We start from the raw sequence: 15158 nt of genomic DNA on the forward strand, positions 1-15158 counted from the left end.
CAAGGGGATGTAGATCTGCGCCGCGGCCGCCTCGACCACGTGGATCAGCGTTTCCCGGTTGTCGGAACTGGCCGTGATATCCAGGATCACCAGTTCGTCGGCACCCTGCTGATCGTAGCGACGGGCGACCTCGACCGGATCACCGGCATCCTTGATGTCGATGAACTTGACGCCCTTGACCACACGCCCCTTGTCCACGTCCAGACAGGGGACGATGCGCTTGGCCAGACCACTGGTCATGACTGCGATTGCACCTCGTCGACCACGGCCTGCGCCTCGGCCAGATCAAGCGCGCCCTCGTAAAGCGCCCGCCCGATCACCGCGCCGGCGACTCCGGAGTCCTGGATCTGGGCCAGCCGGCGGATGTCGTCGATGCTGGATATCCCGCCGGACGCGAAGACCGGCACCGCGACCGCCTCGGCGAGCTCGCGCGTGCCCTCGACGTTGACGCCCTGCATCATCCCGTCACGGTGGATGTCGGTGTAGATGAACGCCTCGGCGCCATCGCGCTCGAAATGCTGAGCAAGATCCAGCAGGTCGTGCTGCGACAGTTTGCTCCAGCCGTCCACGGCGACCTTGCCGTCGCGCACGTCCAGGCCCACCAGGATGTGCCGCGGAAACTCGATGCAGAGATCAGCCAGCAGATGCGGCTCGTTGATGACCTTGGTGCCGAGAATCACGTACTGCACGCCGGCTTCCAGACAGGCCACCACGGCGTCCTCGTCACGAATGCCGCCGCCAACCTGGACCGGAATATCCCCGGCCGCCTCGGTGATCGCCTGGATCGCCGCGAGGTTCATCGGCTCACCGGCCTTGGCACCGTCGAGATCGACCAGATGCAGGCGGCGGGCACCGGCCTTGATCCATCGCCGGGCCACCTCGACCGGATCGTCGGAAAACACGGTGACATCATCCATGTTGCCCTGACGCAACCGGACACATTGTCCGTCCTTCAGGTCAATTGCGGGTATCAACAGCATGTCAGGCCTGCCCATCCCAGTGCACGAAGTTGGCGAGAAGCGTCATTCCGGCTCCCTGGCTTTTTTCCGGATGAAATTGAACTGCGAAGATATTGGGCTTGATCAGCACGGATGCGAAGTCCACCCCGTGGTGAGTCACGCCGAGCACGTCTTCCTCATGCACCGGCTTGGCCCGGTAACTGTGCACGAAGTAGAACCAGGCATCCTCCGACACACCTTCGAGCAACGGATGCGCGCGTGTGTGGCGGACCTGGTTCCAACCCATGTGCGGGACCTTGATGCGCTCCGGACCGGGTACGTCCGCCGACGGCGCGGGAAAGGCCTCGACCGTCCCCTCGAACAGCCCCAGCGTCTCGGCGCCTCCATTCTCGTCGGAGTGTTCCAGCATGATCTGCATGCCCAGGCACACGCCCAGAATCGGCACGCGGCCAGCAGCCTCGCGCACGAAGGCATCCAGCTCCAGACGATGCAACTCCTCCATGCAGTGCTTGGCACCGCCGACGCCGGGCAGGACCAGATGCTCGGCCCGGACCAGCTTGTCGGGATCGTAGGTCACTTCCACCCGGTCCTCGGCGGACACACGCGAAATGGCCTTGGACAGCGAGTGGAGATTGCCCATGCCGTAATCGATGATGCCGATCGACGCCATCAGACCGATCCCGGGCCGGACCGTGCCGGACGACTGAGGTGAAAGAGCAAGGTGATCACGGGTGGTTCAGATCCGTAGAGGAGAACAACGGGTTCGCGCTCGCTAGAGCGTCCCCTTGGTCGACGGCATGCTGCCCGCTGCACGCGGATCCAGCGTCGTGGCCGCACGCAGCGCGCGACCGAATGCCTTGAAGATGGTTTCGGCCACGTGGTGCGCATTGACGCCACGCAGGTTGTCGATATGCAGGGTCACGGCCGCATGGTTGACGAATCCCTGAAAGAACTCGGAGATCAGGTCCACGTCGAAATCCCCGATCCGGGCCCGGGGATAGTCCACGAAGTAATGCAGTCCGGGCCGCCCCGAGAAATCGATCACCACCCGTGACAGCGCCTCGTCCAGCGGCACATAGGCGTGGGCATACCGCACCAGGCCGCGCTTGTCGCCGACGGCCTTCGCCACGGCCTGACCCAGCACGATGCCGGTGTCCTCGACGGTGTGATGCTGATCCACGTCCAGATCGCCCGACGCCCGGATCGCAAGATCGAACAGGCCGTGACGACCAATCTGATCCAGCATGTGATCGAAGAACGGAATACCGGTCGACAGGTCAGTCTGGCCGGAGCCATCGAGATTGATGCGCGCTGCGATCTGCGTTTCGTTCGTATCGCGCGCGACATCCGCAATCCGCGGGTTCATGCGAGCATCAGGGCAGGTGTTGGGCAGAGGATACTCCGATGCGCACGGCTGGCAAACGTCGGGGCAGCCACCGGTCGCTTACGCCGAGGTCGACAGCCAGAACGTCACGGGTCCGTCGTTAACCAGCGCCACCTTCATGTCAGCCCCGAAAAGGCCAAGCTGCACGTCGTCCAGCAGGGTCCGCGCATGCGCCGCCATGTGCTCGAACAGCGGCTCGGCGACGTCCGGTGCGGCGGCCGTGGAAAACCCGGGGCGCGTCCCCTTTCGTGTATCGGCGACCAGCGTGAACTGCGAGACCAGCAACAGTCCGCCACCGATGTCACGCAGCGACCGGTTCATCCTCCCGGCTTCATCGGCGAACATCCGGTAGGCGACGATGCGCTCTGCGAGCCTGGATGCCGCCGCCTCGCTGTCGTGGGGCTCGACGCCCACCAGCGCCAAGCAGCCGTGAGCAATGTTCGCGATCACCTGATTGTTAACCGTCACGGAGGCATTGGTGACGCGCTGCAGCAAAGCCTTCATACGTAGGAAATATCTGACATTCGGGATATCCGAACAACTGACATGGAAATCTCTGACCAAGCGCGCATAATAGCTCCAGCCTGTTCAGGGACACGGAGTCCAAGGACGGTCAGAACGGGCATGAGCAAGGATGGTGATTTTTCAGAACTAACAATGTTCTGGTTTCGAAGGTCGCCGGGCATGGAACGCCTGGTCTGAGCGGTTGGCCAAGAGCCGCTGGCTGGATGCCGACGTGATGTGATGGTTCCCCAGTCGTCCGTTACGTTCATTGCCTTCGTACTCGGCCCGGTGTTTTCACCGGGCCATCTTTTTTGTGGCGCCGGTTGTCCACGCGGCATGTCACGTACACTGCCCCGCATGCTGCGCGGACGACTGGTGTGCTGACCCTGACCTCCACCGAAACCCGCGCGCGCGCGCTGCGCACTCGGGCTGCGCTGCATGCGCGAGGCCAGGGCTTGTCGGTCTGGGAAGCGCCGAAGATCATCGCGCTGGATCGCTGGCTGTCCGACACCTGGGCCGCGAGCTGGCCGGAAGAGCAGATCCTGCATCCGGTGCAGGAACTGGCGCAGTGGATGGCCTGCGTGGATGCCGATCCCATCGCCGAATCCCTGATTTCGACCAGGACCATCGCCCGCCAGTTGCGTGCGGCCGACCGGTTGATCGCCAGCCACAATCTGGATCTTGGCGCCGCGCCGACATGGACACCGGAGCAGGCCGCCTTCCGACAGTGGCACACGCAGCTCACGGCCGAGCGCCGGGCGCGGGGTGAGCTCACGATCGCGGACATCCCCGCGGCCTTTGTCGACCGGCTGCGCCAGGGCAGGCTTCAGGTTCCCGCATCGATCACCCTGGACCTCCCGACATCCGACATCCTGACACCCGCGCTGCAACAGACGCTGCGCGCGCTATCCGACGCCGGCACCCGCGTCGAGAAGACGCATCATGCCGATGCCGTGGAACCCGCCTCGGCACTCATCCACGCGAACGCCGAATCCGAACGTCTGAGCTGCGCGCAGGCAATCGCCCGGCGACTCGGCGCCGCACCGGATGACGCGCTCTCACTGGTCATCGCGGTGCCCAATCCCGACGCCGAGCGCGTCGCGCTGGAGGACGCGCTGCAAACCGCACTTGGGCTGACACCGGCTCACTCCGCGGCAAAGGCGTGGCGCTTCGAACGCGCCGATCGGCTGTCGAGCAACCCCTGGGCCAGCGCGGCCATGGACATCCTCTCGCTGCGCAAGTGGGACAACCGGTTCGCAACCGTGTCGCGGCTGCTGTTGTCCGGCGCGCTATGGAGCGCGGAGCAGCGAGCCGCCGCCGCGCAACTGGAGCGGGTGCTCCGCGAACACTGCGCCCCGAGAATTCATCTGCGGGACTGCTCGGCCCGCGCCGCACCCTCACTCCAGCCTCGCTGGGCGGCCCTGGAGCGACAGGTCGAGGCCGAACCCCGGCGCGCCACGCCCGGCGAGTGGGTCCAGCACTTTTCGCGCCGCCTGGACGCATTGGGCTGGGGAGCGGCGTCCGAACGCAACTCGGCGCAATGGCAAAGCATCGAGGCGCTGCGCGCAGCGCTGCAGCAACTCGCCGTGCTGGACCGCCAGCTGGGAGCGGTGACGATCGCCACCGCCACGAGCTGGCTGGGCGAGTTCCTCAATGCGCGACGCTTCACCCCGCGGGTCGAGGCGACGCAGCCCATCCTGATCTGCGATTTCGAGGCGGCGGCCGAAACCCCGGCGGATGCCCGCTGGATCCTGGGTGCCGACGAAACCGCGGTGCTCGGCAAACCGCTGCAGGCCCCGTTCATCGCTCACGAGCTGCTCGCGCAGGCCGCCGTCGTCGGTGCCACGCCGGAGACCCGGCTGCGGCGCACCCGCGCGCTGGCGCGGGCCTGGCGGCATCAGACCGGCGAACTTCATCTGAGCATGGCGCTGCTGGACGACGCCGGCGCCGAACGGCGGCCGACCGGCCTGATCGCCGCCGGCGCCTGGCGAACAGCCGCGACACCTTCGATGACCCTCAGCGAGCCCGCGCCGCTGGAGGAAACCTCCGAACCCGCCGTTCCCCCGGTCGAAGACCCGACCGGCGAAGGCATCCGTGGCGGCACGCGGCTGCTGCAAACCTGCGCTCGATCGCTGTTCGCGGCGATGGTGCAGTTCCGGCTGGGCGTCGAACCGATGGAGGAGCCGGCCAAGGGCCTGGACCCTCGCGCACAGGGCCAGCTCATCCACGCCGCCCTCGCCGCGATCTGGACCGGGCTTGGCGATTCACGCGCGCTCGCCGGGCTGGACGAGCGACAAATCGACTCCATCGTCGACAACGCGCTGGCCACGCTGCTGCCGCGATGCCTCCCCGCCAGCCGCTACCCGAGGCTGGTGATCGAGGCCGAGCGCGCGCGGATCGGTCGCCTGCTCGTGGCCTGGCTGCAGCACGAACAGCGCCGCAGCGAGCCGTTCACCGTGCTGGCTCATGAACGCGACGCGGAGGTGGTATTCGAGGGGCTGCCCCTGCGTTTCCGCGTCGATCGGCTCGACCGCGTGGAAACCACCGATGGCGATCGCTACCTGATCCTGGACTACAAGACGGGCCGTGACGTCAAACCCGGAGGCTGGCAGGCGGATCGGCTGCACGAGCCGCAGCTGCCGCTGTATGCCTCGCCCGAAGCCATCGCCGCGCTGGACATTGAACGCGCCGATGGCATCGCCTTCGCCCACGTGCACGCCAACCGGCGCCGCATGGCCGCGGCCACGAACTGGGCCGCGCGCCTCATCGACGGCGACCCCACACCGCGCGGACAGCCGGACTTCGATGCGCTGCTGGCCGACACGCATGCCCGCCTGCGCGCCCTGACGCGGGCGTTTCTCGCCGGCGAGGCCGAGTATGTGCCCGGCAGCCTGCGCGACGATCCGCTACAGGTACTGATCCGCGAAACCCCGGACACCGACGAAGCGGACACGGACGCATGAGCGCACCGGCCGATCAGAACGCCCGGGACCGCGCGCTGCGCCTCGACCGCCATGTCGTGACCATCGCGCCTGCGGGTTCGGGCAAGACGGGACTGCTGGTCCGCCGCGCGCTGCGCGCCCTGGCCACGGTGGATCAACCCGAGTCGGTTGTCTGCATCACGTTCACCAACAAGGCGGCGGCGGAAATCCGCCTGCGCATCGCCGAGGCCCTCGACCTGGCGGCGGGGCCGGTGCCAGACCAGCCGTTCGCCGCGGCCCTGCACGCGGATGCCGTGGCGGTGCTGGAGCGCGACCACACGCTGGACTGGCAACTGCGCGCCAACCCCGATCGGGTGCAAGCGATGACCATCGACGCCTTCAATCAGGCGCTGGCCTCGCAGTTGCCGATTCTCTCCGGATTCGGTGGCTCGCTGGGCATCGCGCAGGACCCCGAAGGCCTCTACACCGACGCCGTCCTGGCGGTGTTCGATGACCAGAGCCTGTCCGCCCGATCCACCGAGGAACAAGCTGCCATCAGCGCCGTACTGCACTGGGCCGACAATCGCATCGACCAGCTGCTGCCGGCGCTCACCGGCCTGCTCGCCCGGCGTGACCAGTGGCTGGACCACCTGCCGCAGTTGCTGGACACCTCCGGCGCACGCGACGCGGAGATTCTCGATGTGCTGGTCCGGGATCAGCTTCGCCGGCTCGACACCGCGCTGCCCGCCGCACACAGGCCGGCCATACTCGATGCCGCCCGCCATGCCGCCATGCACTGGCCGCAGCCCGTCGCCATCAACGCGGACGCATTGAACCGCTGGCCGGCGGCCGACGGCCCGGCGCTCCCGATCTGGCGGTTCATCGCGGGGTTGCTGCTGACCGGCGGCGGCACCTGGCGGCGCACCGCCGACAAGCGCATCGGCTTCCCCAGCCAGATGAAGGCGGAGAAGCGGGCCTTCATCGAACTGCTGGAGGCCCTGGCCGATACGGTCGGCGCCGAGGCGGCCCGCCGCCTGCTGGATCGGGTACGTACGCTGCCGGAGCCAGTGCTGCCCGAGGAGAGCCTGCACCTGCGCGCGGCGCTGGGCCGCGTGCTGCGGCTCTGCTACGCGGAGTTGCGGGTGCAGTTCGCCCAGCGCGGCGAGGCTGATTTCATCGAGGTTGCGCTGGCCGCCGTCACCGCCGCCAGCGGCGAGGCCGGCGCGGAAGCCATCGCGCATGCCGAAACCCGGATCCGGCACCTGCTCATCGACGAGATGCAGGACACCAGCGAATCGCAGATTCGACTCGTCCGCGAACTCACCGCCAACTGGTCACCGGGCGACGGCCGCTCATTGTTCCTGGTCGGCGATCCCCAGCAGTCGATTTATGCATTCCGCAAGGCGGATGTCCGCCTGTTCGTCGAGCTGATCGAAACCCGGCGCCTGGGGGCGCTGGAACTGACGGTCGAGACCCTGAGCGCCAACTTCCGCAGCGCGCCGACCCTGATCCACTGGTTCAACAACCGTCTCGGCCACCTGTTTCCCGATCAATCCGATCGTCACATCGGCGCGGTGACCTACACGCCCTGCACCGCCGGCCGCGCGGACGGCGGCACCGCGGGCGTGCGAATCGTGGCAGTGGCCTCCGGAGACAAGCATGACGAGGCCGCCGCGGCAGTGGACAGCATCGAGGCGCTGATCGCGACGATACCGGCGGACGCCAGCGTCGCGATTCTCGCCGCGACACGACCGCAGTTGACGCCGGTGCTGGATGCGCTGCGGACCCGGCTGGCCGAATCCATCCAGGCGGTCGACATCAACCCGCTGGGCGACCGGCCCAATGTTCGCGATGTGGTGCAACTGATCCGCGCCGTGCGCCACCCGGAGGACCGGCTGGCCTGGACGGCGCTGCTGCGCGCCCCGTTCGTCGGCCTGACCTGGGCCGATCTGGTCGTGCTGTCACGCGGCCGGATGACGCTGTCCTGGCCCGAGCGGCTGCGGGCTCCGCGGCCGTCGGAGCTGAGCGCCGACGCCCACGCCCGGCTGGAACGACTGGAACACGCGCTGGTGACCGCCGAGTCGCGGCGCGCGCATCTGGCCGACGCCGCCGACGCACTATGGACGCAACTGGGCGGTCCGGCCTGTGTTGGCGAGGACGACCAGGCGTCCATCCGGCAGATCTTTCGTCTTCTGCGCAACTGCTGCACCGGCGGGGAGCTGCCGGACTGGCCCGGCTTCGAGCGTCAACTCCAGCAGCTTTATCGCGGTGCCGGACACGGCCGGATCGAGGCACTGACGATCCATAAATCCAAGGGCCTGCAGTACGACCACGTGGTCATGGTTGGTTGCGGACGGGCCCCGCGCGGCCAGGACAGGCCGCTACTGCATCTGCGCACGGTCGCCGACGGCGCGCTGCTGGTCGCCCGGCCGGCCGACGACGGCCATCCCGGTCAGCCCCAGTACGATTTTCTCCACCAGCTGGCGACCGATGCCGCCGACGCGGAGGCACTGCGCCTGCTCTACGTCGCGATGACCCGTGCCAGGGAACGCCTGACCGTGGTGGCGGGTGCGACGATCAAGGCATCCGACGGCGAGGTGATCTACCAGCCGCGCGCGCAATCCATGGCGGCACGGCTGTGGCCGGTGATCGGGTCCGCCTTCGATGGGCTGGAGCCTCTGGAGCCATCGCCGGCTGATCCGCCGGAGACGGATGGCGGCCATCTACCCGGGGTCGCACGCCTGCCAGCCAACTGGCCCACGGCGGTATCACCCCCGATCTGGGCACCGACCGAACGTCGAACGCTCAAGCCCAGCGAACAGTCGCTGGATATCGACGCCGGCCCCGCCGTTGGGGACGTGCAGGCCACGTTGATCGGCACCATGTACCACGAGGCGCTGGAGCGGGTCATCGCCGATGGCGTGAACGCCTGGTCGGACGGCGGACGCTCCCGGGCGGCGCCGATGCGCGCCGGGCTGCGCCGCATGGGCATGCCCGAAGATCAGGTCGAGCCCGCGGTCGAACGCGTACTGACTCTGCTGCAACGCACGCTGGCCTCACCAAGGGGGCGGTGGATGCTGCAACCGCACCCGTGGCACGCATCCGAGTATCACCTCTCCGGCTGGCTCGAAGGGCACTGGGTTTCGGCGATCATCGACCGCTGCCTGGAAGACGCCGACGGCATGCTCTGGGTCATCGACTACAAGACGACGCGTGAACCCCTGGCCTCCGACGCCGACCGAACCCGGTATCGAAGCAGGGCCGTCGACCAGTACGCGCCACAGCTGCGTCAGTACGCGGACCTGCTGGGCCGACTTCGAAACCGGCCCCGGGTCGCCTGCGCGCTGTTCCTGGCGGAGCTCGGAGAACTGATCACCCTGCCCGATTGACCGCCATGACCCGACATGGCCGGCGCCACGCGATGGGATTCATCGGCCACATGTGGGACTATACAGTCGCGACATGACGTATTGATTGCGCGCATAGTGCATCAGGCAGACGCGAGGGGCGTCTTTCCCATTGTTTCGTCGGGCACGCAAGAAGCTGCCCGCCCTACACCCATATTTCTTATGCGATACACCCATCTTGGCCTTGGCTGCATCCTGGCAGCCACCGCGGCGGTGTCTTGGACCGTCATCCATTCCACCGGCACCGACAGCGTTCATCCATCGGATGCCGCCTGCCCACCCGGCTACGACCTGGTTGATCCCGTCGCGTTTTCACGGGAATTCAATCCAGGCTTGTCGGACGCCGCAGCCGAGAAGCTGCACGCCATCTACGGCCAGGAAACCTGCGCCAACCGGCGGCTGCCGGAATCACTGACCGAAATCGATCAGTGGAGCCAGGCCAAACTGCAGGCCTCCGGCCACCCGGGTAACGCGTTCCGCAATGCGGTCGAACGCAAACGCGCCATGATCGCGAACCAGAAGGCGGTGCCGAACGCGGCCGGCGAGTGGGAGGAATATGGCATCGGCCCGCAAGTCTCGGACGAGCAGTTTCCGGACGGCTCCAACGACGGCATCCCGGTCGTCGCAGGTCGTGTGGACGATTTCGCCTATGACGCCGACGCCATGCGTCTGTTCGCATCGGTGGGCACTGGCGGTGTTTGGGCCAGTGACGCGGTGGACGGCGATGTCGGCACGCTCGGCGACCTCTGGTACCCCATCGGGGACAACCTGCCCACGCTGATCAATAGCTCGCTGGCCTGGACCACGGCCAATGGCGGCCGGCTGATCGTGCTGACCGGTGAACATGTCCAGGGCGGGAACACCTACGTGGGCCTTGGCGCCTTCTACACGGATGATCTGGGCGCGACCTGGAACCAGTCGGCCGGCCTGCCGGATGGCGTCGGCGGCTCCCGTGTCATCGTTGATCCGTCCAATCCCAACATCGTGTACGCCGGCACCCACGGCGGCCTGTTCCGCTCGGACGATGCCGGTGAGACATTCACCAACGTCGCGCTGCCGGTCTCTGATGCCTGTGCCGGAAACGAGGACTTCTCCGGCCCCTGTCAGCTCGCGAATGTGGTGTCCGACGTCGTGGTCAAGATCCCGGGCGGCGCCACCAGCGAAACCTGCGATGCGGCTGGCTGCCCCGTGCTGGCAGCGGTGGGCTATCGTTCTGGCGCGCTGCCCTACGCGGATGGCACGCCGCAGTCACCGGGCAACGGCCTGTACCTGTCCCAGACGGGTGTCCCGGGCAGCTTCTCGCTGATCGACGACGGCAGTGGCGCGCCCAGTGGGTTCGCGCCCTTCGAAAAGATCGGCCGCGTCGAGTTTGGTGTGGCCAGCGGCGCGGATCAGGATCACAACATCGTCTACGCCATCGTGCAGGACGCCGCGCTGCTCAACGGCGGTGTTGCCTACATCGACTCGCTGCTGGGCGACGGCATTCCGATCCCGGATCTCCCCTGTGAGCAGCTGCCCGCCGGTGATCCGCAGTTTGTTTGCGAGCTGGTGGAAGATGCCGGTGCACTGAGCAGCACGGCACTCAACGGCCTCTACGTGTCGACCGACTTTGGCGAGAGCTGGATCCAGCTCGCCGACGAGCTGGAAATCCTCACCAGCGGCCTGGTCGGCGGATCCTCGCTCGCGGCGGCCGCCGCGCTTGGCGTGGGTCCGGGCATTCAGGCCTGGTATGACCTGTGGATCGCGCCCGATCCGACCTCCACCGATCCCTTGACTGGCGCACCAACGCGGCTGTCCTTCGGGCTTGAGGAGATCTGGCAGACCGAGTCGTCCGGCGTGGTCCCCATCAACGGCGTCGCCCAGCAGGTCAACCCGCTGGACTTCGGCGTCGTCGGCACCTACTTCGCCGGCAACACCTGCCTGTTCCTGATCGGCAACGTGGGCGGTGTCGGCACCCCCATCTGCCCAACGTACGACGGCATCATCAACGGCACCACGACGCATCCGGACCAGCACACCGGCCTGTACATCCCGGACGAGGTGAACGGTGGTGTCTGGTTGTTCGCAGGCGGTGACGGCGGCGCCTACAAGCAGTATTCCGCCAACGCGGTCACCGACCCGTTCCAGAACAATGAATGGGAAAACGGTGCGAACGAAGGCTTCTACACGCTGATGAACTACGGCATCAGTGTCGCGAAGGACGGCACCGTGTATTACGGCCTGCAGGACAACGCCTCGGGCAAGATCGAACCGGACACGCGGCGTCAGGTGCGCATCTACATCGGTGACGGCATGTGGACCGCCGTTGATCCCGATGATTCGCAGACCGCATTCGTGCAGACGCCCGGACTGTCGATCAACCGCACCAACGACGGCGGCGAGTCGTTCAGCTTCGCTGACCCGGGCGAGGCCGAGGTCGGTACCGCCCACTTCCTGGGGCCATTTTTCATGGACCCGCAGAACGCGGATCACATGATTGCGGTAGGCACCATGGTCGCCGAAACCACCGACGCCACCACGGCCACGAACTGGGTGAACGTGTTCGATCTGGGTGTGAGCCCGATGACCGGTATTGCCTACCAGGCACGCCACCGGTCAGTCGACCTGGAAGGCGACGCGGCCTATGTCGCGTTCTGCGGAAGCTGCTCGGTGCTGGACGGCAACGCCCAGTTCGACTCCGGCATCGCCACCAACGTCGGAGGCGACCTGCCTCCGGCCGCGGGAACCTCCGACGGTTGGCATCATGCGACAGCCGACGGGTTGCCCAATCGATTCATCTACGGTCTGGAGATCGACCCCGATGACACCAAGACGGTGTACGCCGTGCTGGGGGGTTACTCCACCGCACGCTGGCTGGGCGAAGGCGGCTATCTGGACACCAATACCGATATCGGCAGCGGCCATGTCTTCAAGTCCACCGACGCGGGTGAAACCTTTGTCGACATTTCCGGCAACCTGCCGGACGTGGTGACCACCGCCATCATCAAGCGCGGCGATCAGCTCATCGTTGGCACCGACATCGGCGTGTTCATTTCCAGTGATCTGGACGGCACGGAGTGGGCACCGCTGGGCGACATGCCCAACCTGCCGATCAACCAGCTCGTGCTGCAGCCCGGCGACGACAGGAAGCTGTTCGCCGCCACCTTCGGCCGTGGCGTGCAGCTCTACAACTTCGAAAACGCCACACCCGGCGGTGGCGGTGGCGACCCCGATGGCGTCACCGGAGGCAAGGGCGGCGCGGCATTGCCGGGCGCCCTGCTGCTCCTGCTTGCCGGTGGCTGGTTGCGACGTCGCAATCGACGTCGGCACGTCTAGACGGCAGCGCCGTGAACAGGCCGCGATCCGATCACTGATCGGGTCGCGGCCCCCGGATTCCCGCGGGTCGAACGACGACGCAGCGGCCACCCTGCGGGCTGGCTGAAACCTCGGTCCCCCACCCATAGGCAGCCAACACGGCATCGACCAGCGACAGGCCGATTCCGTTGGACGCGCCCTCGCCGGATGCGCCTACCGTTCCGCTGTCGTGCACGGCAAAGCCGTCGCCCGCGGCCGTGATCAGCACCGGTCCGCCGCCGTGGCGAATCGCGTTGTCCAGCAGATTCCAGACAACGGTGTAGAGATCACGGGCCTCCAGCGGCACCGTGAAGGTATCCGGCACATCCTGCCGAATCGCCTGCGCCCCGAGTTCGTGGTCGACACGACAAACCTGGACGGCGCGACGAACCTGCTCGGCCACGCTGGCGGGCCGCAGACCCGGCGACGGACCATGGATGCGCGCACGGCCGATCTCCTGCTCGATCAGCGGCATCATCCGCCGTACCCGCAGCAACACCTCTTCGGATGGCACCTGGCCGCCCGCCTCCGCCGATTGCCGCAGCGCTGCCAGCGGCGTTTTCAGCTCGTGAGCCAGCTGCGCCACCGCATCGCGGTGACGCGCCACGGTCTGTTCGTGCGAGTCCAGCACCGTGTTGAACCCGCGAACCAGGCCCGAGAACTCGGACGGCACGGCCTCATCCAGCCTCTGGCGCTCACCGCGCTGCAATCCGGCCAGTTGGCGTTGCAGGGCGCGAATCGGACGTGACGCGGTCGCGATGCCGATGCCACCGGCAATGACGCAAAGCAGCCAAATCACGACACCACCCTGCCAGAGCGCCGTCAGCAACACCGCCGTCTGGCGCTCCAGCGGCTCGGCGGGCACGGCGATGAGCATCGCGAAACGCCCCGGCTCCGGCCCCACCGGCAGCGGCACCCAGGTGGCGACCAGACGCTGATCCAGCGGCCCGGTCATCCGGATCAGCGTACCGACCCGCCGGTCCTTCACTGGTGTGGCGGCGGGATCGAGCAGTTCGAAATCGGTGAGCGACGCGGAAGTGGCAAACCACCGTGATCCCTCCGCCCCCTCCAACTGCATCAACGCCCAGTAGTGCCCGGAATAGGGCTGGGCATATTCGCCCTGCGACCAGTTCTCGGCGAGTTCGAATGGCAGAAATGCCGCGACATGCTCGGCGCTTTCGGTCAGCCGGGCCACTGTCGATTGAGCCATGCCCTGGTAGAGCCTCGCGGCCAGCCAGCTTCCCGCCAGCAGCAGGGTCACGCCGATGACCACGGCCACGGTGACGATGAGCCGAAGCCGCAGCGAACGCATCAACCCGCGGTATCCCGCAATGGCAGGCAAACGGCGTAACCCTGGCCGGGCACCGTGACGATCAACCCCGCGCCCAGTTGCTGTCGCAGCCGCCGCACCCACTGCTCGACGGCATTGTCGGAGGCCGCCGCCTCCAGGTCCCGGACCTGGTCCATCAGTCGCGCCTTGCTCACGGCCCGCCCACGTGCGGCGACGAGCACGCCAAGCACGCGGCGCAGGGTCCGGGAGAGTGCCACCGGCTGGCCGTCCAGGAACACCGACTCGTCGACCAGATCGAAGCCCACCTGACCATCCGGTCGCAGTCGCAGCGGCTCCGCCAGGGGCGACGTCCCCTGGATCATCCGGCGCAGGCGCGCCAGCAACTCGCGGCCATGAAAAGGTTTGGGCAGGTAGTCATTGGCCCCGGCCTCCAGACCGTCGGCCCGCTCGTCCGGCGTCCCACGCGCGGACAGGACCAGAATGGGTAGCGTCGCCCCCCGTCGCCGCCATTGCCGGATCAGGTCCAGGCCATCGCCGTCGGGCAATCCCAGATCCAGGACGATCGCCGCGAACGACACCGCCCGCACCCAGGAATCAGCCGCGTCGGCGCCATCGGCGGTGTCGACATCGAAACCGGCCTCGGTGATCAGCGCCGCCACCCCCTCGCGCAGCGACGGATCATCGTCAACGACCAGGACGCGCATCGCGGCGGGGCGCGGGATACCAGCGCCCGGTTGAGGGTTCGATGACGAACACCTGCACGCCCTGTTGCGTGCGCCATTGCACCAGCAGCGTGTCCCCGTTCGATTGCTGGCGGATCATCGATCCCCCGTAACGCGCCTGGATCTCCGCCATCGCCTGACGAACCGCACCGGTCCGCCACCCCCCGCCGGCGGACGCCGCCAGCAAGGAGGCGTTCACCGGCGAGGCGTGCAGCGTCGGGCTGAGCAACGTCAGCGGCATGAGCATCCAGATCAGAGGACGAACGATCGATCGAAAGCTTGTTACCAACGCCAGCCTCGGTGGGTGTCGAGAGGAAAGTACCCGACAACCTGCCCCGAGAATGCGTCCAGCACAACCCGGATCGAGCCATGTCCGTAACGGTCACCGATCAACGTCCAGTAACCATCGTGACAATGGGCGCTGTGAACCCCGAGCCCGTACTGACGGATGACGATGCGCCGCGCATCGTATTCGCTGAGGCGACGGCGGTGTGTGTGGTACCCGGGATGTTGCGGTGCATGGCGGCGACCGTGGGAATGCACGGGGGGGCGGCCCCGGTGATGATCACGACCGTGATGGAGGGTGTAACGAATTTTGTGTGTTGAGCCATGATCACATCCCGAGGAGGGAGACATG

Annotated in this window: 11 protein-coding genes; 3 read left to right on the forward strand and 8 right to left on the reverse strand. The window is 67.1% G+C overall.

The genetic code is table 11. The features are described 5' to 3' along the window. The 5 genes from ABNS06_RS06935 to dtd all read right to left on the reverse strand — a co-directional run. Positions 1-240, reverse strand: a 240-nt coding sequence (locus ABNS06_RS06935) for a HisA/HisF-related TIM barrel protein (protein ID WP_348673454.1), incomplete at its 3' end; no start/stop codon positions are given. Then, on the reverse strand, positions 237-980 hold the full coding sequence (hisA, locus tag ABNS06_RS06940; protein ID WP_348673455.1) for a 1-(5-phosphoribosyl)-5-[(5-phosphoribosylamino)methylideneamino]imidazole-4-carboxamide isomerase: 744 nt from the start codon (positions 978-980) through the stop codon (positions 237-239). The genes hisA and ABNS06_RS06935, both read right to left, overlap by 4 nt. Position 981: 1 nt before the next feature. Then, a complete protein-coding gene (gene hisH, locus ABNS06_RS06945; protein ID WP_348673456.1) occupies positions 982-1629 on the reverse strand; it encodes an imidazole glycerol phosphate synthase subunit HisH in 648 nt (215 codons plus the stop codon). A 102-nt stretch (positions 1630-1731) separates the two neighbouring features. Further along, on the reverse strand, positions 1732-2325 hold the full coding sequence (gene hisB / locus ABNS06_RS06950; protein WP_348673457.1) for an imidazoleglycerol-phosphate dehydratase HisB: 594 nt from the start codon (positions 2323-2325) through the stop codon (positions 1732-1734). 78 nt (positions 2326-2403) lie between these two features. Beyond that, entirely contained in the window at positions 2404-2847 is a 444-nt protein-coding gene (dtd, locus tag ABNS06_RS06955) for a D-aminoacyl-tRNA deacylase (RefSeq protein ID WP_348673458.1), read from the reverse strand. A gap of 377 nt (positions 2848-3224) precedes the next feature. On the opposite strand from dtd, the gene ABNS06_RS06960 reads away from it, so the two are divergent. The 3 genes from ABNS06_RS06960 (at position 3225) to ABNS06_RS06970 (ending at position 12490) form a co-directional block, all read left to right on the forward strand. Continuing rightward, a complete protein-coding gene (locus ABNS06_RS06960) occupies positions 3225-5810 on the forward strand; it encodes a PD-(D/E)XK nuclease family protein (protein ID WP_348673459.1) in 2586 nt (861 codons plus the stop codon). After that, complete coding sequence (locus tag ABNS06_RS06965) at positions 5807-9157, forward strand: UvrD-helicase domain-containing protein (protein ID WP_348673461.1); 3351 nt, start codon at positions 5807-5809, stop codon at positions 9155-9157. The genes ABNS06_RS06960 and ABNS06_RS06965 overlap by 4 nt, the downstream gene beginning before the upstream one ends. Before the next feature lie 180 nt (positions 9158-9337). Further along, positions 9338-12490: a hypothetical protein gene (locus tag ABNS06_RS06970; protein WP_348673462.1), complete on the forward strand. Its 3153-nt coding sequence runs from the start codon at positions 9338-9340 to the stop codon at positions 12488-12490. Between the two features lie 31 nt (positions 12491-12521). Here the strand turns inward: ABNS06_RS06970 and ABNS06_RS06975 are convergent, their stop codons facing one another. From ABNS06_RS06975 to ABNS06_RS06985, 3 genes are read right to left on the reverse strand one after another with little or no spacing between them, the layout of a single operon-like run. Further along, positions 12522-13820 carry a HAMP domain-containing sensor histidine kinase gene (locus ABNS06_RS06975; protein ID WP_348673463.1) on the reverse strand — a complete coding sequence of 433 codons (1299 nt, stop codon included), beginning with the start codon at positions 13818-13820 and terminating at the stop codon, positions 12522-12524. Beyond that, positions 13820-14503: a response regulator transcription factor gene (locus ABNS06_RS06980; RefSeq protein ID WP_348673465.1), complete on the reverse strand. Its 684-nt coding sequence runs from the start codon at positions 14501-14503 to the stop codon at positions 13820-13822. Before ABNS06_RS06980 ends, ABNS06_RS06975 begins: the two co-directional genes overlap by 1 nt. Then, complete coding sequence (locus tag ABNS06_RS06985; RefSeq protein WP_348673466.1) at positions 14484-14762, reverse strand: hypothetical protein; 279 nt, start codon at positions 14760-14762, stop codon at positions 14484-14486. The genes ABNS06_RS06980 and ABNS06_RS06985 overlap by 20 nt, the downstream gene beginning before the upstream one ends. Positions 14763-15158: the final 396 nt, after the last annotated feature.

This window comes from uncultured Abyssibacter sp. (assembly GCF_964000955.1).
In the GTDB taxonomy this organism is placed as follows: Bacteria; Pseudomonadota; Gammaproteobacteria; order Nevskiales; family OUC007; genus Abyssibacter.

What these genes read in the sequence shown, in the direction of transcription:
- hisB (WP_348673457.1), bottom strand. Translation starts at nt 2,325, where the DNA reads ATGAACCCGCGGATTGCGGATGTCGCGCGCGATACGAACGAAACGCAG.
- ABNS06_RS06970 (WP_348673462.1), top strand. Translation starts at nt 9,338, where the DNA reads ATGCGATACACCCATCTTGGCCTTGGCTGCATCCTGGCAGCCACCGCG.
- hisH (WP_348673456.1), bottom strand. Translation starts at nt 1,629, where the DNA reads ATGGCGTCGATCGGCATCATCGATTACGGCATGGGCAATCTCCACTCG.
- dtd (WP_348673458.1), bottom strand. Translation starts at nt 2,847, where the DNA reads ATGAAGGCTTTGCTGCAGCGCGTCACCAATGCCTCCGTGACGGTTAAC.
- ABNS06_RS06975 (WP_348673463.1), bottom strand. Translation starts at nt 13,820, where the DNA reads ATGCGTTCGCTGCGGCTTCGGCTCATCGTCACCGTGGCCGTGGTCATC.
- hisA (WP_348673455.1), bottom strand. Translation starts at nt 980, where the DNA reads ATGCTGTTGATACCCGCAATTGACCTGAAGGACGGACAATGTGTCCGG.
- ABNS06_RS06980 (WP_348673465.1), bottom strand. Translation starts at nt 14,503, where the DNA reads ATGCGCGTCCTGGTCGTTGACGATGATCCGTCGCTGCGCGAGGGGGTG.
- ABNS06_RS06965 (WP_348673461.1), top strand. Translation starts at nt 5,807, where the DNA reads ATGAGCGCACCGGCCGATCAGAACGCCCGGGACCGCGCGCTGCGCCTC.
- ABNS06_RS06985 (WP_348673466.1), bottom strand. Translation starts at nt 14,762, where the DNA reads ATGCCGCTGACGTTGCTCAGCCCGACGCTGCACGCCTCGCCGGTGAAC.